This window comes from Solwaraspora sp. WMMD937, assembly GCF_029581175.1.
GTDB lineage: Bacteria > Actinomycetota > Actinomycetes > Mycobacteriales > Micromonosporaceae > Micromonospora_E.
In genome coordinates this window covers 2,683,468-2,708,591 of record NZ_CP120738.1, presented here as the reverse complement: position 1 = coordinate 2,708,591, position 25,124 = coordinate 2,683,468, and the positions used below count along the sequence as shown (strand labels likewise).

The 25,124-nt window shown below is 70.8% G+C and carries 28 protein-coding genes; 14 read left to right on the top strand and 14 right to left on the bottom strand.

Annotated elements, in window-relative coordinates; all coding sequences use genetic code 11:
* Positions 1-86: 86 nt before the first annotated feature.
* From O7621_RS11805 to fdxA, 3 genes are all read right to left on the bottom strand, one after another.
* The gene (locus O7621_RS11805; protein WP_282234001.1) at positions 87-749 is read right to left on the bottom strand and encodes an SIMPL domain-containing protein; all 663 of its coding nucleotides are present in this window, start codon (positions 747-749) and stop codon (positions 87-89) included.
* A gap of 9 nt (positions 750-758) precedes the next feature.
* Complete coding sequence (gene dapC / locus O7621_RS11800) at positions 759-1,832, bottom strand: succinyldiaminopimelate transaminase (protein ID WP_282234556.1); 1,074 nt, start codon at positions 1,830-1,832, stop codon at positions 759-761.
* 68 nt (positions 1,833-1,900) lie between these two features.
* The gene (gene fdxA / locus O7621_RS11795; RefSeq protein ID WP_233606480.1) at positions 1,901-2,227 is read right to left on the bottom strand and encodes a ferredoxin; all 327 of its coding nucleotides are present in this window, start codon (positions 2,225-2,227) and stop codon (positions 1,901-1,903) included.
* An 80-nt stretch (positions 2,228-2,307) separates the two neighbouring features.
* Between fdxA and O7621_RS11790 the strand changes: the two genes are divergently transcribed.
* The gene (locus O7621_RS11790; protein ID WP_282234000.1) at positions 2,308-3,354 is read left to right on the top strand and encodes a GNAT family N-acetyltransferase; all 1,047 of its coding nucleotides are present in this window, start codon (positions 2,308-2,310) and stop codon (positions 3,352-3,354) included.
* Here O7621_RS11790 and O7621_RS11785 read toward each other — a convergent pair.
* The 3 genes from O7621_RS11785 to mshB form a co-directional block, all read right to left on the bottom strand.
* The gene (locus O7621_RS11785; RefSeq protein ID WP_282233999.1) at positions 3,323-3,787 is read right to left on the bottom strand and encodes a hypothetical protein; all 465 of its coding nucleotides are present in this window, start codon (positions 3,785-3,787) and stop codon (positions 3,323-3,325) included. The two genes, O7621_RS11790 and O7621_RS11785, sit on opposite strands and share 32 nt — an antisense overlap.
* Positions 3,788-3,902: 115 nt before the next feature.
* The gene (locus O7621_RS11780; RefSeq protein WP_282233998.1) at positions 3,903-4,379 is read right to left on the bottom strand and encodes a hypothetical protein; all 477 of its coding nucleotides are present in this window, start codon (positions 4,377-4,379) and stop codon (positions 3,903-3,905) included.
* Complete coding sequence (gene mshB, locus O7621_RS11775) at positions 4,376-5,269, bottom strand: N-acetyl-1-D-myo-inositol-2-amino-2-deoxy-alpha-D-glucopyranoside deacetylase (protein ID WP_282233997.1); 894 nt, start codon at positions 5,267-5,269, stop codon at positions 4,376-4,378. The genes O7621_RS11780 and mshB overlap by 4 nt, the downstream gene beginning before the upstream one ends.
* A gap of 78 nt (positions 5,270-5,347) precedes the next feature.
* Here mshB and O7621_RS11770 point away from each other — a divergent pair, with 78 nt between their 5' ends.
* The 7 genes from O7621_RS11770 to O7621_RS11740 all read left to right on the top strand — a co-directional run bounded on the left by O7621_RS11770 (position 5,348) and on the right by O7621_RS11740 (position 15,678).
* Complete coding sequence (locus O7621_RS11770; protein WP_282233996.1) at positions 5,348-7,534, top strand: prolyl oligopeptidase family serine peptidase; 2,187 nt, start codon at positions 5,348-5,350, stop codon at positions 7,532-7,534.
* 59 nt (positions 7,535-7,593) lie between these two features.
* The gene (locus O7621_RS11765; RefSeq protein ID WP_282233995.1) at positions 7,594-9,030 is read left to right on the top strand and encodes a TldD/PmbA family protein; all 1,437 of its coding nucleotides are present in this window, start codon (positions 7,594-7,596) and stop codon (positions 9,028-9,030) included.
* A 14-nt stretch (positions 9,031-9,044) separates the two neighbouring features.
* Positions 9,045-10,436, top strand: a complete 1,392-nt coding sequence (locus O7621_RS11760) for a metallopeptidase TldD-related protein (protein WP_282234555.1) — start codon at positions 9,045-9,047, stop codon at positions 10,434-10,436.
* A gap of 422 nt (positions 10,437-10,858) precedes the next feature.
* Positions 10,859-11,665: a hypothetical protein gene (locus O7621_RS11755; RefSeq protein WP_282233994.1), complete on the top strand. Its 807-nt coding sequence runs from the start codon at positions 10,859-10,861 to the stop codon at positions 11,663-11,665.
* A 13-nt stretch (positions 11,666-11,678) separates the two neighbouring features.
* Complete coding sequence (locus O7621_RS11750) at positions 11,679-13,616, top strand: fumarate reductase/succinate dehydrogenase flavoprotein subunit (RefSeq protein ID WP_282233993.1); 1,938 nt, start codon at positions 11,679-11,681, stop codon at positions 13,614-13,616.
* Positions 13,616-14,668 (top strand): succinate dehydrogenase/fumarate reductase iron-sulfur subunit, encoded by a 1,053-nt coding sequence (locus tag O7621_RS11745; RefSeq protein ID WP_282233992.1) that lies wholly within the window; start codon positions 13,616-13,618, stop codon positions 14,666-14,668. The genes O7621_RS11750 and O7621_RS11745 overlap by 1 nt, the downstream gene beginning before the upstream one ends.
* 227 nt (positions 14,669-14,895) lie before the next feature.
* On the top strand, positions 14,896-15,678 hold the full coding sequence (locus O7621_RS11740; protein WP_282233991.1) for a hypothetical protein: 783 nt from the start codon (positions 14,896-14,898) through the stop codon (positions 15,676-15,678).
* Positions 15,679-15,698: 20 nt separating this feature from the next.
* On the opposite strand, the gene O7621_RS11735 is transcribed toward O7621_RS11740, so the two are convergent.
* Positions 15,699-16,361: an NAD(P)-binding oxidoreductase gene (locus tag O7621_RS11735; protein WP_282233990.1), complete on the bottom strand. Its 663-nt coding sequence runs from the start codon at positions 16,359-16,361 to the stop codon at positions 15,699-15,701.
* Positions 16,362-16,479: 118 nt separating this feature from the next.
* On the opposite strand from O7621_RS11735, the gene O7621_RS11730 reads away from it, so the two are divergent.
* Positions 16,480-17,472, top strand: coding sequence for an AraC family transcriptional regulator (locus O7621_RS11730; protein ID WP_282233989.1), 993 nt, complete (start codon positions 16,480-16,482; stop codon positions 17,470-17,472).
* A 16-nt stretch (positions 17,473-17,488) separates the two neighbouring features.
* On the opposite strand, the gene O7621_RS11725 is transcribed toward O7621_RS11730, so the two are convergent.
* A complete protein-coding gene (locus O7621_RS11725) occupies positions 17,489-17,950 on the bottom strand; it encodes a (deoxy)nucleoside triphosphate pyrophosphohydrolase (RefSeq protein WP_282233988.1) in 462 nt (153 codons plus the stop codon).
* Between the two features lie 155 nt (positions 17,951-18,105).
* Between O7621_RS11725 and O7621_RS11720 the strand changes: the two genes are divergently transcribed.
* Positions 18,106-18,417: a 4a-hydroxytetrahydrobiopterin dehydratase gene (locus tag O7621_RS11720; protein ID WP_281553362.1), complete on the top strand. Its 312-nt coding sequence runs from the start codon at positions 18,106-18,108 to the stop codon at positions 18,415-18,417.
* Between the two features lie 87 nt (positions 18,418-18,504).
* On the top strand, positions 18,505-18,867 hold the full coding sequence (locus O7621_RS11715; RefSeq protein WP_123605368.1) for a PH domain-containing protein: 363 nt from the start codon (positions 18,505-18,507) through the stop codon (positions 18,865-18,867).
* Positions 18,868-19,200: 333 nt separating this feature from the next.
* Here O7621_RS11715 and O7621_RS11710 read toward each other — a convergent pair whose 3' ends face one another.
* Positions 19,201-19,440 carry a winged helix-turn-helix domain-containing protein gene (locus O7621_RS11710; RefSeq protein WP_278174364.1) on the bottom strand — a complete coding sequence of 80 codons (240 nt, stop codon included), beginning with the start codon at positions 19,438-19,440 and terminating at the stop codon, positions 19,201-19,203.
* 163 nt (positions 19,441-19,603) lie between these two features.
* Between O7621_RS11710 and O7621_RS11705 the strand changes: the two genes are divergently transcribed.
* Both O7621_RS11705 and O7621_RS11700 read left to right on the top strand, forming a co-directional pair.
* Positions 19,604-19,900, top strand: a complete 297-nt coding sequence (locus tag O7621_RS11705) for a hypothetical protein (RefSeq protein WP_282233987.1) — start codon at positions 19,604-19,606, stop codon at positions 19,898-19,900.
* A gap of 139 nt (positions 19,901-20,039) precedes the next feature.
* Complete coding sequence (locus O7621_RS11700) at positions 20,040-20,624, top strand: Uma2 family endonuclease (protein ID WP_278167158.1); 585 nt, start codon at positions 20,040-20,042, stop codon at positions 20,622-20,624.
* Positions 20,625-20,678: 54 nt separating this feature from the next.
* Here the strand turns inward: O7621_RS11700 and O7621_RS11695 are convergent, their stop codons facing one another.
* The 5 genes from O7621_RS11695 to O7621_RS11675 all read right to left on the bottom strand — a co-directional run bounded on the left by O7621_RS11695 (position 20,679) and on the right by O7621_RS11675 (position 23,601).
* Positions 20,679-21,074, bottom strand: coding sequence for a PIN domain-containing protein (locus O7621_RS11695; protein WP_282233986.1), 396 nt, complete (start codon positions 21,072-21,074; stop codon positions 20,679-20,681).
* Entirely contained in the window at positions 21,071-21,310 is a 240-nt protein-coding gene (locus O7621_RS11690) for a hypothetical protein (RefSeq protein ID WP_123605371.1), read from the bottom strand. The genes O7621_RS11695 and O7621_RS11690 overlap by 4 nt, the downstream gene beginning before the upstream one ends.
* A 111-nt stretch (positions 21,311-21,421) precedes the next feature.
* Positions 21,422-22,507 carry a redox-regulated ATPase YchF gene (gene ychF / locus O7621_RS11685; RefSeq protein ID WP_282233985.1) on the bottom strand — a complete coding sequence of 362 codons (1,086 nt, stop codon included), beginning with the start codon at positions 22,505-22,507 and terminating at the stop codon, positions 21,422-21,424.
* A gap of 33 nt (positions 22,508-22,540) precedes the next feature.
* Entirely contained in the window at positions 22,541-23,047 is a 507-nt protein-coding gene (locus tag O7621_RS11680) for a hypothetical protein (RefSeq protein ID WP_282233984.1), read from the bottom strand.
* A gap of 83 nt (positions 23,048-23,130) precedes the next feature.
* Positions 23,131-23,601: a hypothetical protein gene (locus O7621_RS11675; RefSeq protein ID WP_282233983.1), complete on the bottom strand. Its 471-nt coding sequence runs from the start codon at positions 23,599-23,601 to the stop codon at positions 23,131-23,133.
* A 312-nt stretch (positions 23,602-23,913) separates the two neighbouring features.
* Here O7621_RS11675 and O7621_RS11670 point away from each other — a divergent pair, with 312 nt between their 5' ends.
* A complete protein-coding gene (locus O7621_RS11670) occupies positions 23,914-25,116 on the top strand; it encodes an MFS transporter (RefSeq protein WP_282233982.1) in 1,203 nt (400 codons plus the stop codon).
* The last annotated feature ends 8 nt before the right edge of the window (positions 25,117-25,124 follow it).

Here is a 25,124-nt window from a genome sequence, read left to right as displayed (position 1 = left end):
ACCAGTCCGACAACGCGTTGGCCATACTTCTGCCGGGCAATGGTCGGCAACGATGAGACGTCGATCCGGATCGGGCAGTTCGCCGGTCACGTTGGACGCAGTACCGCCGGAGCAGAGATGGTGAATCGGGCCTCCACGACCGCCTGCACCGTCTGCACCTGCGGGTCGAGGTCGAGCTGCGGCGCGGAATCCGCCATCTCGGTCGCGGCGAACGCCCGGGGGGCGCCGCGCAACATCACCGGCTGCGGCGCGGACATTCCGTGGTCGGCCAGCTCCACCAGGCCGGTCACCTCCGCCCCGAGCGCGTCGGCGTAGTCGCGCGCCCGGGTGATCGCTTCGGCGATCGCTGCCCGACGGGCCTGGCCCAGCTCGGGGCTGGTCGGCCGCAACGACCACCACGGACCACTGACCTGGACCTGGTCCTGGCCGGCCAGCCGCATCATCAGCTCACCGAGCACAGTGAAGTCAACAACCGTGACGGTGGTGGTGACGCTGGCGTGGTAGGCGACGACCCGTTCCCCGGAGCGTCGCCACTCAGGCCGCACCAGCAACGCGCCGGACTCCCGACGCTCGATTGCCGGCCCGTACCCGTCGATCAGGGTACGAACCGCGTCGCCCCGCTCGGCGAGCCGGGCGAGGGTGCCGGAGCGGTCCTTGCCCCGGGCGACGGCGGTCACCCCGAACCGGGCCAACTCGGGTGGGACCTCCCGGGTCACCTCACCGCGCACCGACACCACCGGAGCATCCATCCGGCCAGCCTAGTCGAGCCGGGCGACCGCCGCCGCCACCCGCTCGTCGGTGGCGGTCAATGCCACCCGCACATGGCGCTGCCCGGCCGGGCCGTAGAAGGCACCCGGCGCGACCAGGATGCCGCGGGCGGCGAACCAGTCGGCGGTCGACCAACTGTCCTCGTCCCGGCTGGCCCACAGATAGAGACCGGCGGTCGAGTGAGAGATGGTGAAGCCGGCCGCGGTGAGCGCCGCCCGGAGCCGCTCCCGGCGGGCAGCGTACCGCCGACGCTGGTCGGCCACGTGCCGCTCGTCGGTGAGCGCTGCGACCATCGCCGCCTGCACCGGAGCCGGCACGATCATGCCGGCGTGCTTGCGCACCGCGAGCAGGTCGTCGACGAGCCGCGGCTCACCGGCGACGAACCCGGCCCGGTAGCCGGCCAGGTTGCTTCGCTTGGACAACGAGTGCACAGCGAGCAGACCGGTCGGATCACCGCCGCAGACGTCGTCGCTGAGCACCGAGACCGGCTGCGCCTCGAAGCCGAGGGTCTGGTAGCACTCGTCGCTGGCCACCACCGCCCCGCGCTCGCGCGCCCAGTCGACGACCTTGCGCAGATGCCCGCTCGGCAGCACCTGGCCGGTCGGGTTGCCCGGCGAGTTGACCCAGACCAGCCGGACCCGGCTGGACGGCCCGAGCGCGGTCAGCGAGTCGGTCCGTACCACCTCGGCCCCGGCGAGCCGGGCGCCCACCTCGTAGGTCGGGTAGCAGACGGCCGGCACCACCACCACGTCGCCGGGACCGACCCCGAGCAGGGTGGGCAGCCAGGCGACCAGTTCTTTGGACCCGACCGTCGGGAGCACACCGATCCGGTCGCCGACGGCACCGCACTCGCGTACGCACCAGTCCCGGATGGCCTCGCGCAGTCCCGGGCTGCCGGCCGTCATCGGATAACCCGGGGTGTCCGTGGTGGTAGCCAGCGCATGCTGGACCACGGCCGGCACCGGGTCGACCGGCGTACCGACCGAGAGGTCCACGATGCCGTCGGGGTGCTGGGCGGCACGCTCCTTGACCGGGGCCAGCCGGTCCCACGGAAAGTCCGGCAGGCCGGCGGCCGGTGACCCGCCGCCGGTCGGCGCGGACCGCCCGGCGGCCAGGCCCGCCCGCGCCCCGGTCAGTGCGCGTCCCCGCGCGCCGGCTGGGCCGCGACGAACGGGGTGTCCTTCTCGATCTTGCCGACCTTGGAGGCACCGCCCGGTGAGCCGAGATCCTCGAAGAACTCGTAGTTCGCGGTGGTGTACTCCTTCCACTGCTCCGGCACGTCGTCCTCGTAGAAGATCGCCTCCACCGGGCAGACCGGCTCACATGCACCGCAGTCGACGCACTCATCGGGGTGGATGTACAGCATCCGATTGCCCTCGTAGATGCAGTCGACCGGGCATTCCTCGATGCACGCCTTGTCGAGCACATCGACGCACGGCTCGGCGATGATGTAGGTCACTGGCCTTCCTTCCCGCACGACATGCCGCGATCGCCCGCGGCACTGACGAGCCTAGTATCTCGCCGGGGAGGGGGTCGATCGTGCTCCGGCCACAAGATGTGGGACACCGCGTGGTAGTCCGAAAAATTATAGGTGTTGGCGGAGATCGTCCGCTCTATACCGACCTACTCGGCCTGCTGGCCGAGCTGACCGAGACCGAACTCACGGTGCTGACCCGCAACGGGCCGCGCCGGGTCGCCCTCGCCGACGTGCACCGCAGCAAGCTGGTGCCGCCGACCGCCAGTCCGGCGGCCCGTCGGGCGGCGGACCGCGAATCCGCTGCCGTCGCCGAGCTGGAACGGGCCGCGAACCAGACCTGGGCGGCGCCGGTACAGCAGCGGCTCGGCGACTGGCTGCTGCGCGCCGCCGACGGCTGGACCGGCCGGGCGAACTCGGCGCTGCCGCTCGGCGACCCCGGCTGCCCGCTGCCGGCGGCGGTGGACGCGGTCACCGCCTGGTACGCCGAGCGTGGCCTGCCGGCACAGGTCAACGTGCCGCTGCCGGCTGCCGCCGAGGTCGCTGGCGAACTCGCCCGCCGGGGTTGGCGCAGCGGACCGTTGGTGCTGGTGCAGACCGTGCCGCTGGCCGGCCTGCTGGCCCGTACCGCCGGGCTGGGCGAGGACGCGGCGGGCGGTTCACCCGGCGGCGAGCCGCCGGTACGGCTGGACCACGCGCCGTCGCCGGAGTGGCTCACCCTGGTAGCGGCCCGCAAATCGGCCGGTGACCCGCTGCCGGCCGCCGCCCACCGGCTGCTCACCGACGCACCGCAGGTGCGCTTCGCCCACCTGTACGTCGACGGCCAGCTCGCCGCCATCGCCCGGGGCGCTGTCGACGCCGACCACCGGTGGTGTCAGATCGCGCTGCTGCAGGTGCAGCCGGCGGCCCGGCGGCGGGGGCACGCCACCCGGGTGCTGCGGGCCGTCGGCCGGTGGGCCGCCGACGAACTGGCCGTGCCGGCCGCGTTCCTACAGGTCGAACAGCACAACCCGGCGACCGCCCTGTACGCCCGGCTCGGCTTCACCACCCACCACGTCTATCTGCCGTGGCAGCCGGCGGTCAGCGACGGACCACCCGACGGGGCTTGTTGAGCTTGGTCTCGGCGTACCGTTCCAGCGACTTGGACCGGTGGTCCCAGCCGAGTGTGATCAGCACCAGATAGCCGAGCAGCACCCCGCCGGTGGAGAAGCCGGCGTACAGCCACACCTGGGAGAAGAACGCGCCCGCCCCGGCCGAGAATGGATGGTCGCCGCTGACGAACGGCCCGACGAAGACGGTCAGCACCAACGCCGCCAGGATCGCCGCCGCGGCGTCACCGCTCCACCGCTCGACCGGCCGGTCCCGCCCCCAGACAAAGGCCACCGAGCCGAGCACGACGCCGATCACCACGAACATCGCGAACGAGAGCCGGTCCTGCGTCTGCGGGTCGGTGTCGGACCCGAAGCGGACCACCAGCCGGGCCACCACATTGACCGCGAACAGCACGCCGGCGAGTACGCCGACCGGCAGCCAGCGCTGCCTCATCTCCACCTCCCGCACCCAGACCCGCACCGCGTCCACGGCACGCCGGACCGCGCGGGTGTGTCCTCCGGACCACAATTTTCGTACCGAGGATTGTAGGAGCCGACACCCGGTCGCGTCAGCCTCCGTCACTGCGGCCGGCCGGCTGGGCCAGGATCATCCGGAACGCGAGTACGGCGAAGGCGATCGCCCCGGTGAAGATCACCGCGAAGCCCACCCAGTTGTCGCCGGCCAGCAGGATGTCCCCCTCGGTGGTGCCGCCAGCGGCCAGCACCATCACCGCGAACCAGGCCGCCGCCGGCAACGTCATCGCCCACCGGGCACCCACCGCGCGGATCGCGAACCAGCTCACCAGCACGTTGCCGGCGATCGCCAGCAGCACCGACACTCCGACCAGGTGCCCGCCGACCCGTACCGTGGCCAGCAGCAACTCCAGGACCGCGGACAGCACCGCCGCGACCGCCGCGACCACCCCGCCGACCGTCCGCAGCCCCAGGTCCACCAGCTCACGCAGGCGGGTAGGGGCCGGAGCCGTCGCCACCGGCGGCGTCGGCTCCACCGCCGACACCTGACCGGAGACACCGGGCGAGGTCACGACAGCGGCACCTCGGCGGCCGGCAGCCCGGCGAACAGGTCGGTCTCCCAGCCGTACGGGCCGTCGCCCGGACCCGGTCGGCCGACGCCGAGGACGAAGTACTCGTAGCCCATGAACTCGCCGCCCACGTTGCCGGCGAGCGCGTACAGCCACGAGTCGGCCGGGATCTGGCTGGCATGCGCCCGCATGGCGGCCTGCTTCGCCTGGTAGTGGGCGGTGCCGTCGATCCGCGCCGCGATCTGCGGATCGGGGGTGCCGAACGGCAGGTCGTCGACGTGTTCGACGCCGGCGAACGGGTTGTTCGACGCGCCCCGGAACGCGTCGATGCCGGCGGCGAGCACGCTCTTCGGCATCGCGGTGAAGTAGATCTTGTCGGGGGCGACACCCTCGGCGGCGGCCAGTTCGGCGGCGCGCATCGTCACCCGGTGGGCCTGGATGTGGTCGGGGTGACCGTAAAAGCCGTTGTCGTCGTAGGTGACCACCACCTGCGGCCGGGTCTCCCGCAACACCTCGAGCAGCAACCCGGCGGCCTCGTCCAGGTCGGCCTGCCAGAACGCCCGTGGGTGGTCGTTGGTGGGCAGGCCCATCATCCCGGAATCCCGGTACCGGCCGGCACCGCCGAGGAACCGGTGATCGGTCACTCCGAGCGCCGCACAGGCGGCGTCGAGCTCGGCGATCCGGTACCCGCCAAGCTGGTCGGCCTGATCAGGGGCCAGCCCGGCGAGGCGCGGCAGGTGGATCTCACCTTCCTCGCCGAGGGTGCAGGTGACCAGGGTGACCTGCGCTCCGGCGGCGGCGTACCGGGCCATCAGGGCACCGGTGCCGATCGTCTCGTCGTCCGGATGGGCATGAACCAGGAGGAGCCGTCGCGCGGCGGCGGGGTCGGTCACTCGGGCAACTTTACGCCGGATGGGCACCGGAGTGGATTACCGGTCTCATCGCTGATCAGCCGGTTCTACGATCCGGGAGTGGAATCTCCGGAACCAGCCGCCCGTACCCGTGGACCCGTCCGGGGCGCCCCGCACGCGGTGACCGTGGGCGCCGACGGCGCCCGGGTGGTGTTCCTGCGCTCCACCGGCCCGCACGACCCGGCCGCCGGTCTCTGGTCGTTCGAGGTCGACGGCGGCGAACACCGCCGGATCGCCGACCCGACGGTCCTGCTCGGCGCCGGGAACACCGCCGGTGCGGGGATCACCCGGTACGCCACCGACCCGGCCGCCCGGGTCGCCGTGTTCGTTCTGGCCGGCCGGCTGTTCCGGGCCGACCTGGTGACCGGCGACGTGATCGAGGTACCGGTGGTCGGCTCGGTCACCGACGCCCGGCCGGACCCGACCGGCAGCCGGATCGCGTACGTGTCGGACAGCGACGCCGACCCGGTCGGGCCGGCCGGCGCGACCGGCGGATCCGGCCGCGATGAAACGGCCCACGACGGATTCAGCGGCAACTGGTCGGGCGGCGACCCGGACCGCGACGGTGCCGGCAAGCTCCGGGTCGTCCACCCGGACGGCCGCGACGTGCTGCTCGCCGGCGAGGACGGCGACATCAGCTGGGCACTGCCCGATCCGGCGGCGGTCGACTTCGGCCGGGATCGTGGCTACTGGTGGTCACCGGACGGCCAGAGCATCCTCGCCGCCCGGGCCGACCGTACCCGGCTGCCCCGCTGGCAGTACGCCGACCCGGCGCGGCCGCAGCTGCCGGCCCGCAGCCGGCCGTACCCGATGTGCGGTGGTCCGAACGCCGAGGTGACCCTGCACCTGCTCGACCTCGACGGCGGCTGGGTCGACGTGCACTGGGACCGGGAGACCTACCCGTACCTGGTGTCGGTCGACTGGTCCGACGGCGGTCCGCTGATCACCGTGCTGCGCCGGCTGCAGCAGCACGGTCTGGTGCTGTCCATCGACCCACGCACCGGCGAGACCCAGGTGCACGCCGAGCTGGCCGACCCCCGGTGGGTGGAGCCGATCCCCGGCACCCCCTGCCACCTGTCCGACGGCCGGGTGCTGGTCGGCGGGGAACTCGCCCACGACGGGTACGACGCCCGCTGCCTGTTCGCCGACGGCACCCTGCTCACCCCGGCGGCGCTGTACGTACGCCGGGTGGTCGGCCGGCTGCCCGGCCGGCACACCAGCCCGGACCTGCTGATCGAGGCGAGTGACGGGGAACCCAGCGAACAGCACCTCTACCGGGTCCGCACCGCGGCCTCCTCGGGTGGCCTGGACGCGGTCCGGCTCACCAGCAGTCCCGGCTGGCATGTCGCCGCGGTCGGCGGTGCCGTACTGGCCGTCGGTTCGGCCACCCTGGACCAGCCCGGGGTGCGTTGGACGATCTACCGGGACGACGCCGAACTCGGCGTGCTGCGGAGCCTGGCGGCCACCCCGGCGGTGACTCCCCGGCCCACGCTGCAACGGGTAACCGACCGCCGGCTGCCGTCCGGTGTGCTGTACCCGCAGTCGCATGTCGCCGGCCGGCGGCTGCCGGTGCTGCTGCAGGTGCACGGCGGACCGGGCCACCAGCAGGTCCGGGCCGAGCGGGCAGGCTGGCTGGCCGGGCAGTGGTGGGCCGATGCCGGCTTCGCCGTGGTCACCGTCGACAACCGGGGTACGCCGGGCATCGCGCCGAGTTTCGAGAAGGTGGTGCACCGGCGGCTGGCCGACGTGCTGCTCGCCGACCAGGTGGACGCGCTGACCGCGATCGCGGAGAAACATCCCGACCTCGACCTGGGCCGGGTGGCGGTGCGGGGCACCGGGTTCGGCGGCTGGCTGGCCGGGCTGGCCGCGCTGCGCCGTCCGGACGTGTTCCGGGCCGCCGTGGCGCGCGACCCGGTCACCGACTGGGCGTTGCTGCGCAGCGGGTACGCCGAACGGTTCCTCGGCCTGCCCGAGGAGGGCGGCGAGATCTATCCGCACCACAGCCTGGTGGAGATCGCCGCCGAACCGGTGACCGGCAGCGACGAGCTCCGCCCGCTGCTGCTGGTGCACGGGCTGGCCGACGGTGCCGTGCCGGTGGCGCACACCCTACGGTTGTCCGCCGCGTTGCTGGCCGCCGGCCGACCGCACGCGGTGCTGCCGTTGGCCGCCGGCACCGACCCGGACGCGGCCACCGTGCTGCGCGCCGAACTCGCCTTCGTCCGGCAGGCGTTGGGACCGCTCGGCTGAGCGGCCGCCAGCGGGCGTCGGGATCGCCCGGTCGAGCCGATGTCGCATAAGGTCACAGGGTGACCCAGTTCGAGGTGGCGACGGCCGCCGTGCAGGCGGCACTCGACGCCGGCGCCCGGTACGCCGACGCGCGGGTGATGCACCGCCGTTATGAGTCGATGACCGCACGCAACGGTGAGATCGAGGCGCTGGTTCAGCACAGCGACGCCGGTCTCGGCGTCCGCGCACTGGTCGGTTCCAGTTGGGGCTTCTACGCCGTACCGGATCCGTCGCCGGCGGCGGCGCGGGCCGCCGGTGGTCGGGCGGCGAAGATCGCCGCGGCCAGCGCCCAGGTGCCAGGGCCGCCGACCGACCTGGTGCCGGCCGGGGCCGGCACCGCGAGCTGGGCCAGCCCGTGCCGGGTCGACCCGTTGTCGGTGCCGCTGCCGGACAAGGGCGATCTGCTGGTGTCGGCGACCCGCACGATGCTCGACCACGGCGCCGACCTGGCCGAAGGGCTGTACCAGATCTGGGACACCGAAAAGTGGTTCCTCTCCAGCGAGGGGCACCGGATCGACCAGCGGATCCGCGAGTGCGGTGCGGGGCTGTCCGCGACGGTGATCGGTGACGGGGAGACCCAGCGCCGTTCCTATCCGAGCCACCGCGGCCAGTACGGCACCAGCGGCTGGGAGCTGATCGACGACCTGGACCTGCCGGCGCACGCCGCGCGGATCGCCGAGGAGGCACGGGCGCTGCTCACCGCGCCGGCCTGCCCATCCGGGGAGACCACGCTGATCCTCGGCGGGGAGCAGATGGCGTTGCAGATCCACGAGTCGGTCGGGCACGCCATCGAACTGGACCGGATCCTCGGCTGGGAGGCCGCCTTCGCCGGCACGTCCTGGCTGGACCTGGCCCAACTCGGCAGCCTGCGGTACGGATCCGAACTGATGAACGTGACGATCGACCCGACCATCCCGGGCGCGTTGGGCAGTTTCGGGTTCGACGACGAGGGCAGCCCGGCGGTCAAGCGGGACGCGGTCCGGCAGGGCCGGTGGGTCGGCGTACTGGCCGGGCGGGACTCGGCCGCCGTCGCCGGCCTGGACCACGGCGGCAGCGTGCGGGCGGACGGCTGGTCACGGCTGCCGATGGTCCGGATGACCAACGTCGGTCTGGAGCCGGGGCCGCACACGTTGGACGAGATGATCGCGGCGACCGATCACGGGGTGCTGATGGACATCAACCGGTCCTGGTCGATCGACGACAATCGGCTCAACTTCCAGTTCGGCTGTGAAATCGGCTGGGAAATCCGCAATGGCAAGTTGGGGCGGATGCTGCGCAACCCGACGTACACCGGAATTGGCCCGGTGTTCTGGCGGTCGATGGACATGCTGTCGTCGGAGAGCGTCGCCTGGGGGACGCCGAACTGCGGCAAGGGCCAGCCCGGTCAGGTCGGGCACACCGGGCACCCGGCGGCGCCGGCCCGGTTCACCAACGTCCGGGTGGGGGTACGCGGGTGAGTCTGGACGCGGGGCTGACCGGCGCGGCGACGTCGCCCGCCGAGACCGATCTGGCCCTCCGGGTGGTGGCGGCGGTCCGCCGGGCCGCCGGGCCGGGTGCGCAGGCCGAGGCGTACGTCAGCCACCGGGCGCTGGCGCTGACCCGGTTCGCCAACTCGTTCATCCACCAGAACGTCGCCGAGGCGGTCACCACAGTGTGGCTGCGGCTGCACGTCGACGGCCGGACCGCGATCGGTTCGACCACGCTGACCGGTCCGGACGGGTTGGCCGACCTGGTCGAGCGCACCTTGGCGGCGGCCCGGCTCTGCCCGCCGGATCCGGCCTGGCCGGGGCTCGCCGGACCGGCGCCGCTGCTCGCGGCCGGGTCGTGGGACGAGGCGACCGCGCAGGCCGGCCCGGCGGAGCGGGCTGCCCGGGTGCGGGACTTCGTCGCGGCCGCCGGCGGTCTGGAATGCGCCGGGTTCTGCCGTACCGTGCACCGGTCGACGGGGTTTGCCAACAGCGCCGGGCAGACCGCCGGCGGCCGGGCGGCGGAGGCCGCGATGGACGGGATCGCCCGGACCGACGGCGCCGACGGGGTGGCCCGGCAGGCGGCCGACCGGCTGGCCGAGATCGACGGCACGGCGCTGGGTGCCCGGGCGGCGGTGAAGGCCCGGGCCGGCCGGCACCCGGTCGATCTGCCGCCTGGGCGCTACCCGGTGGTACTCGAACCGACCGCGGTGCTGGATCTGTTGCAGATGCTGGCCCGGCACGGCTTCGCCGGCAAGGCACACCACGAGCGGCGGTCGTTCGTCCGGCTCGGCGAGGCCCAGTTCGACCCGGCCATCACGCTGGTCGACGACCCGGCCACCGGCGGCGGGCTGCCGTTCGACGCCGAGGGCACCCCGACCGGCCGCACGGTGCTGGTGGACGCCGGCCGATCGACGGCGCTCACCCACGACCGACGGACCGCGGCGGCAGCCGGCACCGCTTCGACCGGACACGCGGCACCGGGCAGCGTCGCGTGGGGGCCGGTGGGTCAGCATCTGCGGCTGCTTCCGGCCGGCGGCCGGCAGTTCGCCAGCGACGACGGGCCGGCGGCTGGCGGCAGTGCGGCGCTGCTCGGCGGTGTGCAGCGCGGTCTGCTGGTGACCGACCTGTGGTACACCCGGATCCTCGATCCACGCAGCCTGGTGGTGACCGGTCTGACCCGTAACGGTGCGTGGCTGGTCGAGTCAGGCGAGATCGTGGCGGCGGTCCGCAGTCTGCGGTTCACCCAGTCGTATCCGCAGGCACTCGCGCCCGGTGCGGTGCTGGGTCTGGGCTCGGAGTTGCGCCGGCTGCCGGACAGTTGGGACGACACCTCCTGGCACGCGCCGGCTCTGCACCTGGCGGACTGGCAGATCACCGGCGGCGCCGCGGGCTGACCCGGCGAATTGCGAGATTGACGACGCTACGCGGATTACTTAGGTTAGGCATACCTCATTCCTGAGGGTCAGCGACGGGCGGTGCGGGCTGGTCGACCGCGCCGCCCGTCACCCCTGACGACGCGTTCGCTGTCAATCTGTGACCGACGCCGCTCGGGATCCAGTGAGCTTCTGCACATCCACCCCCATAGCGGCGGGCCGGGCTTTCGTAACCGACGCGATACCGGCGAGACTCCCTTGCGCATACGGCCGCCGGTACTGGGCGTAACGTGTGCACCGGACCAGCGCCCGCCGATGCGTGTGGTGCGGGTTCCGGAGCACGCGGTCGCACGGCAATCTGGGCTCTGCCCTGCTACGCCACAGACCGGCCGAAGATATCCGGGTCCACCCTTGCGCGGGTCGGGCCCCGTCAGGGAGACAGGATGACGACTACGGCAACGATGCCGGGGCAGGCGCGGGCGCGCGCCGCCATCGCGGCGAAGACGTTGCGCACCGACCGGTGGTGGCTACCCCCGCTGATCACCGTGATCGGACTCGGTGCCTGGGTCACCTACGCCACTGTCCGTGTTTTCATGCACGACTTCTACTGGGTCCAGGAGCACCACTACCTCACCCCGTTCTACTCACCGTGCGTCACCGAAAGCTGCGTACCGGAGGCGGCCCACTTCGGGCGGTTCCTACCCGGCTGGTGGTTCATCCCCGACGCGGCGATGACCCTGCCGTTCCTGCTGCTGTTCCGGCTGACCTGCTACTACTACCGCAAGGCCTACTACCGGGCGTTCTGGCTCTCCCCGCCGGCCTGCGCCGTCCCGGACGGCCACCAGCGCTACACCGGTGAGACCCGCTTCCCGCTGATCTTCCAGAACGCGCACCGCTACGCCTTCTACGCCGCGGTGATCATCTCGCTGATCAACAGCTGGGACGCGGTGCTCGCCTTCGACGGGGAGAACGGTTTCGGTGTCGGCCTGGGCAACGTCATCCTGCTCGGCAACGTGGTCATGCTCTGGGCGTACACCCTGTCCTGCCACTCCTGCCGGCACATCGCCGGCGGCCGGCTGAAGCACTTCTCCAAGCACCCGGTGCGGTACCGGGCCTGGACGTTCATCTCCAAGCTCAACGTCCGGCACATGCAACTGGCCTGGATCACGCTCGGCACCCTGGCGCTGACCGACTTCTACGTGATGGCGCTGTCCGCCGGCTGGTTCAGCGACCTGCGGTTCTTCAACTGAGGGCTTGGACGATATGACTACCCGAATCGAACGACACCACTACGACGTCGTGGTCATCGGTGCCGGCGGCGCCGGACTGCGGGCGGCGATCGAGGCCCGACTGGCCGGCAAACGCACCGCGATCATCTCCAAGTCGCTGTTCGGCAAGGCGCACACGGTGATGGCCGAGGGCGGCGCCGCCGCCGCGATGGGCAACGTGAACAGCCGGGACAGCTGGCAGGTGCACTTCCGCGACACCATGCGCGGCGGCAAGTTCCTGAACAACTTCCGGATGGCCGAGCTGCACGCCAAAGAGTCACCGCAGCGGATCTGGGAGCTGGAGACGTACGGCGCGCTGTTCGACCGTACGAAGGACGGCAAGATCTCGCAGCGCAACTTCGGCGGCCACGAGTACCCGCGCCTGGCCCACGTCGGTGACCGCACCGGCCTGGAGCTGATCCGCACCCTGCAGCAGAAGATCGTCTCGCTGCAGCAGGAGGACAAGCGGGAGTACGGCGTCCACGACGCCCGGATCAAGGTCTTCGCCGAGACCACCATCACCGAGCTGATGCTGGAGGACGGTCCGGACGGTCCCCGGGTCGCCGGCGCCTTCGGTTACTACCGGGAAAACGGCGAGTTCGTCCTGTTCGAGGCGCCGGCCGTGGTGCTGGCCACCGGCGGGGTCGGCAAATCGTACAAGGTCACCTCGAACTCCTGGGAGTACACCGGCGACGGGCACGCGCTCGCCCTGCGGGCCGGCGCCACCCTGATCAACATGGAGTTCCTGCAGTTCCACCCGACCGGCATGGTCTGGCCGCCCTCGGTGAAAGGCATTCTGGTCACCGAGTCGGTCCGGGGCGACGGCGGCGTGCTGCGCAACACCGACGGCAAACGGTTCATGTTCGACTACGTACCCGACGTGTTCCGCAAGCAGTACGCGGAGACTGAGGAGGAGGCGGACCGCTGGTACACCGACCCGGACAACAACCGGCGTCCGCCGGAGCTGCTGCCCCGTGACGAGGTCGCCCGCGCGATCAACAGCGAGGTCAAGGCCGGTCGCGGTACGGAGTCCGGCGGCGTGCTGCTGGACATCGCCAGCCGGCTGCCGGCCGAGGAGATCCGCCGCCGGCTGCCGTCGATGTACCACCAGTTCAAGGAGCTGGCCGACGTCGACATCACCAGGCAGCCGATGGAGGTCGGGCCGACCTGCCACTACGTGATGGGTGGCGTCGAGGTCGACCCGGACACCGCTGCGGCGGCCGGCCGGATCAGCGGCCTGTTCGCCGCCGGCGAGGTCTCCGGCGGTATGCACGGCTCCAACCGCCTCGGCGGCAACTCCCTGTCCGACCTGCTGGTCTTCGGCAAGCGGGCCGGTGAACACGCGGCCGCGTACGTCGGCGGGCTGGACCGGCGGCCGAAGGTCTCGGCCAACGAGGTCGAGCAGGCGGTGGACCAGGCCCTGGCACCACTGTCGCGCGACACCGGGGAGAACCCGTACGCCCTGCAGCAGGATCTGCAGGCGGTGATGGGCGACCTGGTCGGCATCATCCGGCGCGAGGGTGAGCTGGCGGATTCGCTGGTGAAGCTGGCCGAGCTGCGCGAGCGGGTGGCCAAGGTCAGCGCCGCCGGCGGCCGGCGCTACAACCCGGGGTGGCACCTGGCGCTGGACCTGCGCAACATGCTGGTGGTGTCGGAGTGCACCGCCAAGGCCGCGCTCGAGCGCACCGAGTCCCGGGGCGGGCACACCCGCGAGGACCACCCGACCATGGCCCCGAAGTGGCGCACGGTCAACCTGGTCTGCTCGCTGGACGGCGACTCGGTCAAGCTGGAGCACAAGCCGCTGCCGAGGATGCGGCCGGAGCTGATCAAGCTCTTCGACCGGGCGGAGCTGGCCAAGTATCTGACCGACGAGGAGTTGGCGGAGTTCGACGCGCTGGCGCAGGACGCGCTCGCTGAGGAGGCGGACAACTGATGGGCACCAAGCGCCACTTCAGGGTGTGGCGGGGCGACGAGACCGGCGGCGACCTGCAGGACTACCAGGTGGAGGTGAACGAGGGCGAGGTCGTCCTCGACGTCATCCACCGGCTGCAGGCCACCGAGGCTCCGGATCTGGCCTGCCGGTGGAACTGCAAGGCCGGCAAGTGCGGCTCCTGCTCCATGGAGATCAACGGCATGCCGAAGCTGGGCTGCATGACGCGGATGTCGACGTTCGAGGAGAACGAGACGATCAGCGTCAGCCCGCTGCGGACCTTCCCGGTGATCCGCGACCTGGTCACCGACGTCTCGTTCAACTACCAGAAGTCGTTGGAGACGCCGGCGTTCAGCCCGCCGGAGGACCTCGCGCCGGGTGAGTACCGGATGCAGCAGGTCGACGTGGAACGCTCGCAGGAGTTCCGCAAGTGCATCGAGTGCTTCCTCTGCCAGAACACCTGCCACGTGGTACGTGACCACGAGGACAACAAGACCGCTTTCTCCGGTCCCCGGGTGTTCATCCGCGCCGCCGAGCTGGACATGCACCCGCTGGACACCAGGACCGACCGCAAGCAGTACGCGCAGGCGCAGCAGGGGCTGGGCTACTGCAACATCACCAAGTGCTGCACCGAGGTCTGCCCCGAGCACATCAAGATCACCGACAACGCGATCATCCCGATGAAGGAACGCGTCGTCGACCGGCGGTACGATCCCCTCGTGTGGCTCGGCAGCAAGATCTTCCGGCGGGGGCAGAACGGCGCGGCGGCGAGTGGACCGGCGCTCGGTGAGTCCGGCCTGGACCAGCCGGCCGGTACGGCGGCCGGGCTGCCGGCCGACGGTGACCACAGCGCGGTGGCCGACGCCGAGCGCGGGGTCAACTGGCACCGCCAGGTGCCCCGCCCGCAGGCGGCGGCGGTGGACGAGAAGGGCCACCTGCCGATCAGTGAGCTGGCGTTCGACAAGCCGGCCGCGCCGTCGCCGTTCGGCGAGGACGTCACTTTCCCACTGCCGGACAAGTCACTCAACTACCACCACCCGGACCAGGACCGCTAAGCCGGTATCACGCCCGCTGACCGCCCCTCCCGGTGCTTCCTGCGCCGGGAGGGGCGGCTTCTATCCGTGGTCGCCGGGGTTGCCCGCCATCCATTGACGGTCGTAACATCCTTCGCGGAGCCGGGAACGGGACCTTGTCCACCGTTTCCGTCGTGGGGCGGCGTCGGGCCGCCGGACCCACGACACCAGCCTGTACTGCGGGCTGCTCGCCGAAGGACTCCCCCACCATGATCCCGCTCCGGCTCCGGCGCCACCGCCTGCCCGCACTCGTCGTCACCGCACTCGTCGTCGCCGGCGTGACCGTCGTCTGGCTGGCACCGGACGCCGACGCCAGCGAACTCTGCGGGCGGGCCGACACGATCGACATCACCGACAAGCGGTACGTGGTGATGAACAACGTCTGGGGTGCGGACACTCCGCAGTGCCTGACGGTCGAAGCGGCTGGCCGGTTCGAGGTGACCCGCACCGAGCACGACAAGCGGGACGGCTCCGCCGCCGCCTACCCGACCATCTACCAGGGCTGCCACTGGGGCAACTGCACCGTCGGCAGCGGCCTGCCGATCAAGGTGCGGCAGTTGCGCACCGCCCGGTCCGACTGGACGATCGACACCCAGGACGCCACCGGCCGCTGGAACGCCACGTACGACCTGTGGTTCCACACCGACGCCAACGCCCACCGCTCCCCCGACGGCGCCGAACTGATGGTCTGGCTGGACCGGGCCGGTGGGGCCGAGCCGGCCGGGACGCTGGTGGCGCGGGGAGTGCCCCTGGCCGGGGCGACCTGGGACGTCTACTACGCCGACTGGCACTGGAACTACGTGGCGTACGTGCGTACCACGCCGGTCGACGAGGCGCGGGACCTGGAGTTGGCGGCGTTCACCCGGGACGCGGTGGGCCGCGGCTACCTCGACCGGGACTGGTACCTCAGCGGGGTCGAGGCGGGCTTCGAGATCTGGCACGGCGGCGCCGGGCTCACCTCCCGGTCGTTCCAGGTCGCGATCAACCTCTGATCGGCCGTCGCGCTGTCGGGTCAACCGGCCGAGAGGGAGAGCGTCGCGCCGATGTGGTCGTCGTTCTCGACCGACTCCGCCAGGAGCCACGCGACCTGCCCACGAGCCACTTTCATGCTGCGGGTCGCACCGGTGGTCGAGACGAACGGCGGCTCGGTCGTGTCGTCGTCGGTGAGGTTCACCGGTTGAACTGCGGTCCAGTCCAGGCCGCTGGACCGTACGATCCGCTCCTGCCGCTCGGTGTCGACGATCTGCGGTCGCAGAAGCGCCCAGAAGACCAGTCGTTGGAGCATGGGCAGGTGCGTTCGGGTGGGTCCGACGCCGTACGACGTCTGCACCACCAACCGGCGTACGCCGTGACGGCGCATCGCCTCGACAACGACACCGGTCCCCCGGGAACGGACATCCAGCGACGTGTGCGCCGGACCACGCAGCCGGACCCGCACCGGGTTCTCGCTGATACCGAGCGTGACGATCACCGCGTCCTGACCACGCACCGCATCGTCGACATCGCCAGGGTCGGTGGCGTCGCCGTTCAACCCGCGCAGCGAGCCGCCATCGACCGGACCGGCCACAGTCGACGCGTTTCGCGAGAACGCGGTGACCTCGTGACCCCGGCGGCCAAGTTCCCGTACCGTGGCACGGCCGGACCCACCGGACGCACCGACCACCAGTACCTTCATCGTTTCTCCCCTTCGTCGCTGCCGCCAGCGAGCGGCTCCCCATCGACAAAATCAGTTCGGGGCCGGCGAGGATATGATCGGGAAACGCGAAAGTGTGCTCGATCGTCCAGGGACCGCGATGGCGAAACTCGAGGTCGATGCGCCGTGGGTGTCGGTGGACCCGGTCGGGGAAGCGCTGCACCTGCTGCGGATGACCGGGATCTTCTACTGCCGGACCGAGGTCAGCGCCCCATGGGCGCTGGAGATGCCGCCGTTCGGTGATTGTCTGAGTTTCCATGTCGTGACGTCCGGTGGCTGCTGGCTACGTGTCGGGGACGCACCACCACGACAGCTGAGCGCCGGTGACCTCGCGCTCGTGCCGCATGGCCGTGGACATCTGCTGCTCAGCAGCCCACAGGCCGGACAGGCTGGACGGGCCGGACGGGTCGATCTGCTGCCACAGGAGCATCTCAATGCGCACTACTCGATACTCCGTCACGGTGGCGGCGGCGAGACGTCCACGCTGGTCTGCGCAGTGGTGTCGTTCGAGGGGCCGGCCGCTCACCAACTCGTACGGCTGCTGCCACCGGTCATCCATGCGACCGGGTCGGACCCGCGGACCAGTGGCTGGATCGGTGCCACCCTCGCGTTGCTGACCAGCGAGGTGTCGGACCCTCGCCCGGGCGGGGAAGCCGTCACCACCAGACTCGCTGACATCCTGGTGATCCAGGCGATCAGGTCATGGATCGACAGCGACGACCCGCAGGCGCGAGCCGGATGGCTCGGCGCGCTGTCAGACCCACTGATCGGGCGGGCCATCGCGGCGATCCACCGCGAACCCAGCCGTACCTGGACCGTCGCCTCGCTGGCGCGCGTAGCCGCGATGTCGCGGTCGTCGTTCGCGGCCCGGTTCACCCGGCTCGTCGGTGAACCGGCACTCCGGTACGTCACCCGGTGGCGGATGCACGTCGCGCTCGCCAGGCTCGAACAGGGCCAGACGACGGTCCGCGAACTGGCCGGCCAGTCCGGCTACGGATCGGAAGCCGCCTTCGGCCGGGCGTTCAAACGCATGATGGGAGTCGCTCCAGGCTCGGTCCGCGGTAGTCGCGACCCGAGTGCCGGCCCGCGCTGAGCCACAGCACCCGGCATCAGCCGTCATTCGATCTGCTGCCGGCGAACAGCAACGGACGGAGCTCGGCGACGATCGGCCGATCCGCGGGCAGCCAGGTGACCTGGTCGAGTTCGTCGGCCGCCAACCAGCGCAGAGCGGAGTGCTCCAGCGCGGTCGGCTGCGCCGGCCCGAGCAGCCCGGCCAGGTAGACCCGCAACACAGACCGGCCGTGACCAAGCGGGCGATCGGGACCAATGCGGTCACCCACCGTGATCGCAACGCCGAGTTCCTCGCGGCACTCCCGGATCAGAGCATCGGTCTCGGTCTCGCCGCTCTCCACCTTGCCGCCGGGAAATTCCCACTTGCCGGCCGCCCCCGGTGGATGGGTCCGGGCACATGCCAGCACCCGACCGTCGAGGACGATCGCCGCCCCGACCACCACCTGACGCCTCACCTGCCCGCTCCGCACAGCAGATGAGCCTGCCAGATCAATCAGCATTTCGGGTAACCCTGCTGACTGCTAGGACAGCAGATGACGGAAGGGTGGACGTGGACACACCAACCAGTTAGCGGCCAGACTGGGGACCACCGACCAAGACACAGGATGGCGACGATTTGGCCACAAGCCGGCAACGACGCCTGGGAGGTGTGGCTTTGCGAGCACTCTGGTCCAGCCGGACCGGCCGCGACTACCTTAGCGATGCCCTTACCCAACTGGACGGGTGGACGCAGGACGGCCAGCAGCTCCGGCGAACCCTGCTGCTCGACGACAGCCAGCACGCCGAGCTCACCGAGCGGATCAAGGTAGCAGCCGACGCCCTGCACCTGCGGCCCGACGTACGCCGGGCCGACGGACGGACCCAGATCCGGCTCGGCTCCCCCGACGGCGACAAGATCACCGACGGCGACGTCGCACTCGCGGCCCGCATCGAGGACGCCTACCGTACGGTCGTCGACCTTCGCTGACCCCGCATCCTGCGCTCGGATCACCGCTGGCCGCAGCGACCTCGCGCTGCGCTGGCGTGGTTGTGCCCGCCGCCTACCCTCGGACGCATGGCGAACGTGGCGTACGACCGGCGGGAGCAACTTCGGCAGATCGAGAGCGGGCTGCTCGACGGGGAGCAGGTGATCGCGGTCTACGACGCGATCGGCACCGGCACCGGCTTCATCGGGCTGACCAACCGCCGCGTGATCATCCAGGACAAGTCGTTCGTCGGCAAGAAGGTCGCCATCACCAGCATCCCGTACTCGAAGATCACCAGCGTGAGCGTGGTGAGCAACAAGTCCTGGGGCGGCTCGTACTTCTCCTCCGGCGCCATCGCGATCAACGTCGGCACCCACACCTACGAGGTCGAGTTCCGTGGCGACCAGAAGTCCCACCACGTGCACAACGTGATCCTGCACTACATCTCGTGACCGACTGCGGGACCGACAGCCAGCAGGGCTGACCGCTCGATCATGTCCACCCCGCGCTCGACCTAAGCGGTTTCCGGCTTCTCCGGCTCGACACCGCCGGCTCGCAGGATCCGCCGGACCTGTTCCCGGCCGTAGCCAGTCACCCGAGCGATCTCGCCCACGCGGGCACCGCCTCGGTACGCAGTCACGATTGCGGCCGCAAGCCGCTTCCGTACCTGTGGCACCTCGGCACGCGCTGAAGCGACCTCCGCGAGCCCATCCTGCACGCGTTGGAGCGCAGCCCGGTACGCCTGCGCTGCCGCCTCAAGGTCACCTGCCACGGCGGAAGGTGCCTCAGGGCTTCGGGTCTGGCGTGACGAACGTGCCGCGACCGGCGAAGGTGACCACTCGGCCTTCCTCGCGTAGCACGTCGAGCGCGGCCCGCACGGTGCCACGCGCCACGCCGTACGTCTGCGCCAACGTCACCTCACCAGGCAGCTTGCGCCCCGGCAGCCAATCGCCGCTATCGATCTTCGCCTTGAGCGCATCGGCCACCTGCTCGGCAAACGAACGCGGCGACCACGGGTCGACCATGCCCACAGGCTGCCACCTGTCCAGCCGACCGATGCTGTCCATTCAGTTCACTTGGTGGACAGGATGAACCTGGTGGACTAGCGTTGGATCGGCAGACAAAGGCGGCCCTCGGCTCGCGTGGCAGCGCTCGCCGAGGGCCTTGACGCGAAGCGAGGTCGCGCCCGTGAGTATTTTGCCCGAGACACCGCCACCCGACGACCAGCCCAAGACCCACCCGCACCGCGAATCCCCAGGCGAAGCGCTCGGCGGAGCGACGACTCCCCAGGAGCCGGGGATCCTGGTGGTCGGTCCGAGAGTGCTGCCGGGGCACGGGACGGTGCAGATCTGGGCCGACGCCGGCTCAGGCGGGACCGGTCAGCGGGTGGATGTTGCCGTCGACCGCCTCCGGTTGGCCAATATCGACTCCGGCGAAGGCGTCATGGCCGTATACCAACTGGAGCCGTTCCACCGCCGAGGCTGACCCCTCCGTTCAGCGTCGAGGTGAGGCTCACGCACCTCAAAACCGCCTCGGAAGGTGTCTGAGCCTCACCTCGATGCGGTGCAGACATCGAGACTGAACGACGGTAGGTCAACAGAAGCCGGATGTTACGGTGAGGAACATGACCGCAGTGCCCGAGTGGATGCGGCCGCCCCGCCCGGAAGGGTGGTACGCCGACGACCTCGACCAGCTCCCGCAGGCGCCGCGTCACACCGAGCTGATCGACGGAGCGCTCGTCTTCATGATGTCCCCCCAGCGGGCTTGGCACGGCCGAGCTGTCTCCGCTTTGCTCTTCGCTCTCATGGAGCAGGCGCCAGCAGGCGTCGAGATTGAGCGGGAGATGACGATTCGGCTCGACGAACGGAACCGCCCCGAGCCCGATCTCCTCGCCACGCGGGCTCCCTACTACGACCCGGACTGCACCTTCTACACACCCGACCAGGTGCTGTTGGTCGTCGAGGTGGTGTCGCCGGAGTCGGCCCACCGCGACCGGACAGTCAAGCTGCGCAAGTACGCGGAAGCCGGCATTCCGCACTACTGGCGCGTCGAGGACGAGGGTGGATCACCGGTGGTCCACGCATACGAGCTCGACGAGCCCACCCGGTCGTACGTCGCGACCGGGATCCACCGCCACGAGCTGCACACCACGACGCCGTTCGAGCTCAAGCTGAATCTGGACGGGCTTGTGCCCGGTCGCAAGAGCTGAGCCGGGCAGCCGCTCAACTGCCTGACGCATCTCTGCCACGGCCGCAGGGCCGGCCTACAGCCTGATGACCCGAACCCGATGCCCGCACAACCTGGTCATGTCGTCGACATCCGACGTCAAGACCGCGACCGGCGCGGGTAGTCGTAGCGCCATCTCGGCGACCATGGCATCGATGGCGTACTTGTGCCCGTGCAGCCCCGCCGCCTTCAACAGCCCCGCACTGCGACGGGCGCTCTCTTCCGTCACCGCCTCCACACGAATGCGGGACAACAGCCAGGTCAGCCGAGCGGTGTCCACGCCGGTGTGGGAAACCTCGATGATCGTGGCAGCCGACATGGCCAGATCAGCCCCGTCACGCTCCGCCTGCTCCAGCAGTCGCATCACCATGCGATCCCGGCCGATCCATCCCGAGAAGCCTTGCGAGTCGAGCACAAGCGATTCGAGGCTCACGCCGCCCGGTCCGTCTCCCTGGTTCCGTACAGAAGCGCCTGGGCCTCGGCCATCTCCTGATCGGTGAACGCCCCGGACTCAGCTTGATAGCGGTCCAACTCCTCCCGGAGAAGCCTCCGCCGTTCAGCCCGCTCGGCCAGCTCGGTGAGGTAGCCGGAGACGTTGTCGGTGTGCGACTTCATGCTCTCCAGCAGCTCCACCGGCAGCGTGATCGTGACCTTCCTCGTCCTCGCCATCCAGCAACCATACCACGGTATTACCGCGAGCTGGGCACAGCTGCTACCCCCTCGCAGACACCGCGAACCTTGGGACACGCCACATGCCGGCTCGTGCCCAGCATGCCGAAATCAGACGTTGAAGCGGAACTCGACGACGTCGCCGTCCTGCATGACGTACTCCTTGCCTTCCATCCGAACCTTGCCGGCCGCCTTGGCCGCCGCCATCGTGCCGGCCGCGACCAGGTCGTCGTAGGAGACGATCTCGGCCTTGATGAAGCCGCGCTGGAAGTCGGAGTGGATCACCCCGGCGGCCTCCGGCGCGGTCGCCCCGACCGGGATGGTCCAGGCCCGCGCCTCCTTCGGCCCGGCGGTGAGGTACGTCTGCAACCCGAGCGTACGGAATCCGACCCGGATCAGCTGGTTGAGCCCCGGCTCGCTCTGCCCGGTCGACTCCAGCAGCTCCATCGCCTCGTCGTCCGGCAGATCGATCAACTCGGACTCGATCTTGGCGTCCATGAAGACCGCCTCGGCCGGGGCGACCAGCGCCCGCAGCTCGGCGAGCAGCTCGGCATTGCCCAGCTCGTCCTCGTCGACGTTGAAGACGTACAGGAACGGCTTGGTGGTGAGCAGGTGCAGCTCGCGCAGCTCGGCGACGTCGATGCCGGCGGCGGCCGCACCCGCGTACAGCGTGGTGCCGCCGTCGAGCAACGTGGCGGCGGCCTTCGCGGCGGCGTGGATCGCCGCCCGGTCCTTGCGCAGCCGGGCTTCCTTCTCCAGCCGGGGCAGCGCCTTCTCCAAGGTCTGCAGGTCGGCCAGGATCAGCTCGGTGTTGATCGTGGCGATGTCGTCACCCGGGGAGACCTTGCCGTCGACGTGCACCACGTTCGGGTCGGAGAAGACCCGCACGACCTGGCAGATCGCGGCGGCGTCGCGGATGTTGGCCAGGAAGGCGTTGCCTCGGCCCTGCCCCTTGGACGCGCCCCGCACCAGACCGGCGATGTCGACGAACGACACCGGCGCCGGGATGGTCTTCTCCGAGCCGAAGATCTCCGCCAGCCTGCCCAGCCGCCCGTCCGGCAGCCCCACCACCCCGACGTTCGGCTCGATCGTGGCGAAGGGGTAGTTCGCCGCGAGGACGTCGTTCTTGGTGAGCGCGTTGAACAGGGTGCTCTTGCCGACATTGGGCAGGCCGACGATGCCGATGGTGAGACTCACGTCGGTCGAGTCTACGCAGCGTCCGGTGGCGGGTCAGGCGCAGGCGGTCTTCAGCTTCTCCGCCAGCTCGGCCAGGCGACCCTCCACCTGTCCCATCGGGGTGTTGTCGTCCGGGTCGACGATCTGGGCGGCGAACTCGGACGCCTCGGTCAACGCCTGCTGCACGTCGGCGTCGACCGGGTCGGCGGCGAGCGACTCCAGCATTGCCGAGAGGTCGGTGAACTTGGCCCGGAACTCGGCGTCGGCGGTCTCCGCAGCCGTCCCGCCCTCAGCCACTGCGGCGATGAGGTCGGCGAAGTACGCCTCGATGGTCGATGCAGTCTCCTCGGCGACCGGTACCGCCGTGTCGCATGCCGTCTTGGTGGCCGCGGCGGCCCCGCCCTCGGCGGAGGCGGCCGACTCCGCGTCGGCCGACGCGGTCGCCGTCGGCGATGACGTCTGACCGGCGGCGGTGTCGGTTTCGCTGTCGCCACCGCCGCAGCCGGCCAGGGTCAACGCGAGCGCCGTCGCAGCGGCGGCGGTGATCAGGGTACGTCGCATCGAAGATCCGTCCATTGAGAGGCGAGCAAACTGGACCAGGCTAACGGACGTCTGCTCCCGGCCCGCCCGGCCCCTCGTGGACGTCACTCGCAGACGGCGCGGAAATCTTCTGGGATCGCCACCACGGCGGCGACCTGCTCGTCGCTGAGCGGAGTCTCACCGATCTCGGTGGCGGCCTCGATCGCGGCCGTACTCTCGGTCAGCACCGCCCGCAGTTCGTCCGACACCGGGCCGGTGGCCAGTGAGGTGAGCGTCGCCGACCAGCCGCGCATCTGCGCCTCAAAGTTGTCCTTCGCGTCCGCCGGCGCCTCCGCGCTGGCCGTCGGGTCGGCGAACTGGTTGACGTCACGCTGGAAACCAGCGGCGAAGTCGCTGCTCATCGATACCGCCTGATTGCAGGCGGCGTTGGTGGCGGCGAGGATGTCGGCCTCACTGGCGGTGGTGCTGCCGACGGTCGGCGACGGCGCGCCCGTCGGCGGCGGCTCGGTGCCGCAGCCGGTGAATCCGAGGATCAGGGCCGAGCCGAGGACGGCGCTGGCCAGTAGGCGACGCATGATATCTACCGACTCCTTTATCGAGGTGCACCAAACTGTGCCACTCTATCGATCCAGGAGCCAGGTCGCCGAACGGAGCCTATCGACCGACGCAGATGGTGAGAGCGCCGCTGCCAGCAGTTGATGGTGAGCATCGTCATGTTACCTACCAGTGACGCGTGCTCTACCGTCTGCGCAGGGCCACGGCGCCGCGTGCCCAGCGCGGCCAGACCCGGCAGCACCGGGCGGTACCCGCTGCGGACGGCGTACCGTTGCCGCCCGGACGGACGTCCGGGTGGACGGCAAGGTCCGGGCGAGCGGGGAGTGGGTGGCGTGGTGGCGAACGGGGCGGCGACGCTGGCGCGGCCGGTGGTGGAACGGGCGCGGATCGCGGTCGCGATCGCGTTCGGAGTCAGTGGTCTGGCGTTCGCCTCGTGGATCTCCCGTACCCCGGCGATCCGCGACGCCCTCGATCTGACCAACGCCCAGTTCGGGCTGCTGCTGTTGTGCACGTCGGTGGGCGCGGTCAGCGCGCTACCGCTGTCCGGTCCGCTGGTACACGCGATCGGGCCCCACCGGACGGTGCTGCTGGGTGCCTCGGCCGTGACCGTCGGAATGCTCGCTGTCGCGGTCGGCGTGGCGGTCGTCTCACCGCCACTGGCCGGCGCCGGGCTGCTGCTGACCGGCACCGGGTTGAGCAGCTGGGACGTGGCGATGAACGTTGAGGGTGCCGACGTCGAGCGCCGGCTCGACCGCCCGCTGATGCCCCGTTTCCACGCCGGCTTCAGCCTGGGTACGGTGACCGGCGCGCTCCTCGGGGCCGGATGTGCCTGGCTGGCGGTGCCGGTCGACTGGCAACTCGCCGTCACCGCACTGCTGGTGATCGCCTCAATCGCCGCAGCCGTACGGATGTTCCTGCCGGTCCCGGTGCGGGTGCCCGGCGCGGCAGCACCCCGGTCCGGGGTGCTGCGTGCCTGGCGGGAGCCGCGCACCCTGCTGATCGGTCTGCTGGTGCTGGCCTTCGCGTTCGTCGAGGGGGTGGCGAACGACTGGCTCACCCTGGCCGTGGTCGACGGCTACCGGGTCGGTGACGCGGTCGGCGCGGTCGCGTTCGGGGTATTCGTCGCGGCGATGACCGCCGCCCGGATGGTCGGCGGTACGGCGTTGCAACGCTGGGGACGGGTGACGGTGCTGCGGGCGACGGCGGTGCTGGCCCTGGTCGGCCTGGCCCTGGTGGTTCTCGGGCCGACGCTGCCGCTGGCGCTGCTCGGGGCGCTGCTGTGGGGCGCGGGGGCGTCGCTCGGTTTCCCGGTCGGGATGAGCGCGGCCGCCGACGAGGCCGACCGGGCGGCGGTACGGGTGTCGGTGGTCAGTTCGATCGGCTACACCTCGTTCCTGGCCGGTCCACCACTGGTCGGTTTCCTGGCCGAGCAGGTCGGCATCCTGCGATCGCTGCTGGTGGTGCTCGGGGCGTTGGCGATCGGCCTGCTGGTCGCCGGCGCTACCCGCCCGGCCGGCACGGACCAGGGCTCGTGACTGCAGGT

Coding starts and splice junctions, on each gene's coding strand:
- O7621_RS11710 (WP_278174364.1), bottom strand. CDS start 19,440: ATGGTCGACCCGTGGTCGCCGCGTTCGTTTGCCGAGCAGGTGGCCGAT.
- O7621_RS11715 (WP_123605368.1), top strand. CDS start 18,505: ATGGCGAACGTGGCGTACGACCGGCGGGAGCAACTTCGGCAGATCGAG.
- O7621_RS11690 (WP_123605371.1), bottom strand. CDS start 21,310: ATGGCGAGGACGAGGAAGGTCACGATCACGCTGCCGGTGGAGCTGCTG.
- O7621_RS11785 (WP_282233999.1), bottom strand. CDS start 3,787: ATGAGGCAGCGCTGGCTGCCGGTCGGCGTACTCGCCGGCGTGCTGTTC.
- O7621_RS11700 (WP_278167158.1), top strand. CDS start 20,040: ATGACCGCAGTGCCCGAGTGGATGCGGCCGCCCCGCCCGGAAGGGTGG.
- O7621_RS11750 (WP_282233993.1), top strand. CDS start 11,679: ATGACTACCCGAATCGAACGACACCACTACGACGTCGTGGTCATCGGT.
- O7621_RS11730 (WP_282233989.1), top strand. CDS start 16,480: ATGGCGAAACTCGAGGTCGATGCGCCGTGGGTGTCGGTGGACCCGGTC.
- O7621_RS11725 (WP_282233988.1), bottom strand. CDS start 17,950: ATGCTGATTGATCTGGCAGGCTCATCTGCTGTGCGGAGCGGGCAGGTG.
- O7621_RS11755 (WP_282233994.1), top strand. CDS start 10,859: ATGACGACTACGGCAACGATGCCGGGGCAGGCGCGGGCGCGCGCCGCC.
- O7621_RS11745 (WP_282233992.1), top strand. CDS start 13,616: ATGGGCACCAAGCGCCACTTCAGGGTGTGGCGGGGCGACGAGACCGGC.
- O7621_RS11805 (WP_282234001.1), bottom strand. CDS start 749: ATGGATGCTCCGGTGGTGTCGGTGCGCGGTGAGGTGACCCGGGAGGTC.
- O7621_RS11735 (WP_282233990.1), bottom strand. CDS start 16,361: ATGAAGGTACTGGTGGTCGGTGCGTCCGGTGGGTCCGGCCGTGCCACG.
- O7621_RS11675 (WP_282233983.1), bottom strand. CDS start 23,601: ATGCGTCGCCTACTGGCCAGCGCCGTCCTCGGCTCGGCCCTGATCCTC.
- O7621_RS11680 (WP_282233984.1), bottom strand. CDS start 23,047: ATGCGACGTACCCTGATCACCGCCGCCGCTGCGACGGCGCTCGCGTTG.
- O7621_RS11740 (WP_282233991.1), top strand. CDS start 14,896: ATGATCCCGCTCCGGCTCCGGCGCCACCGCCTGCCCGCACTCGTCGTC.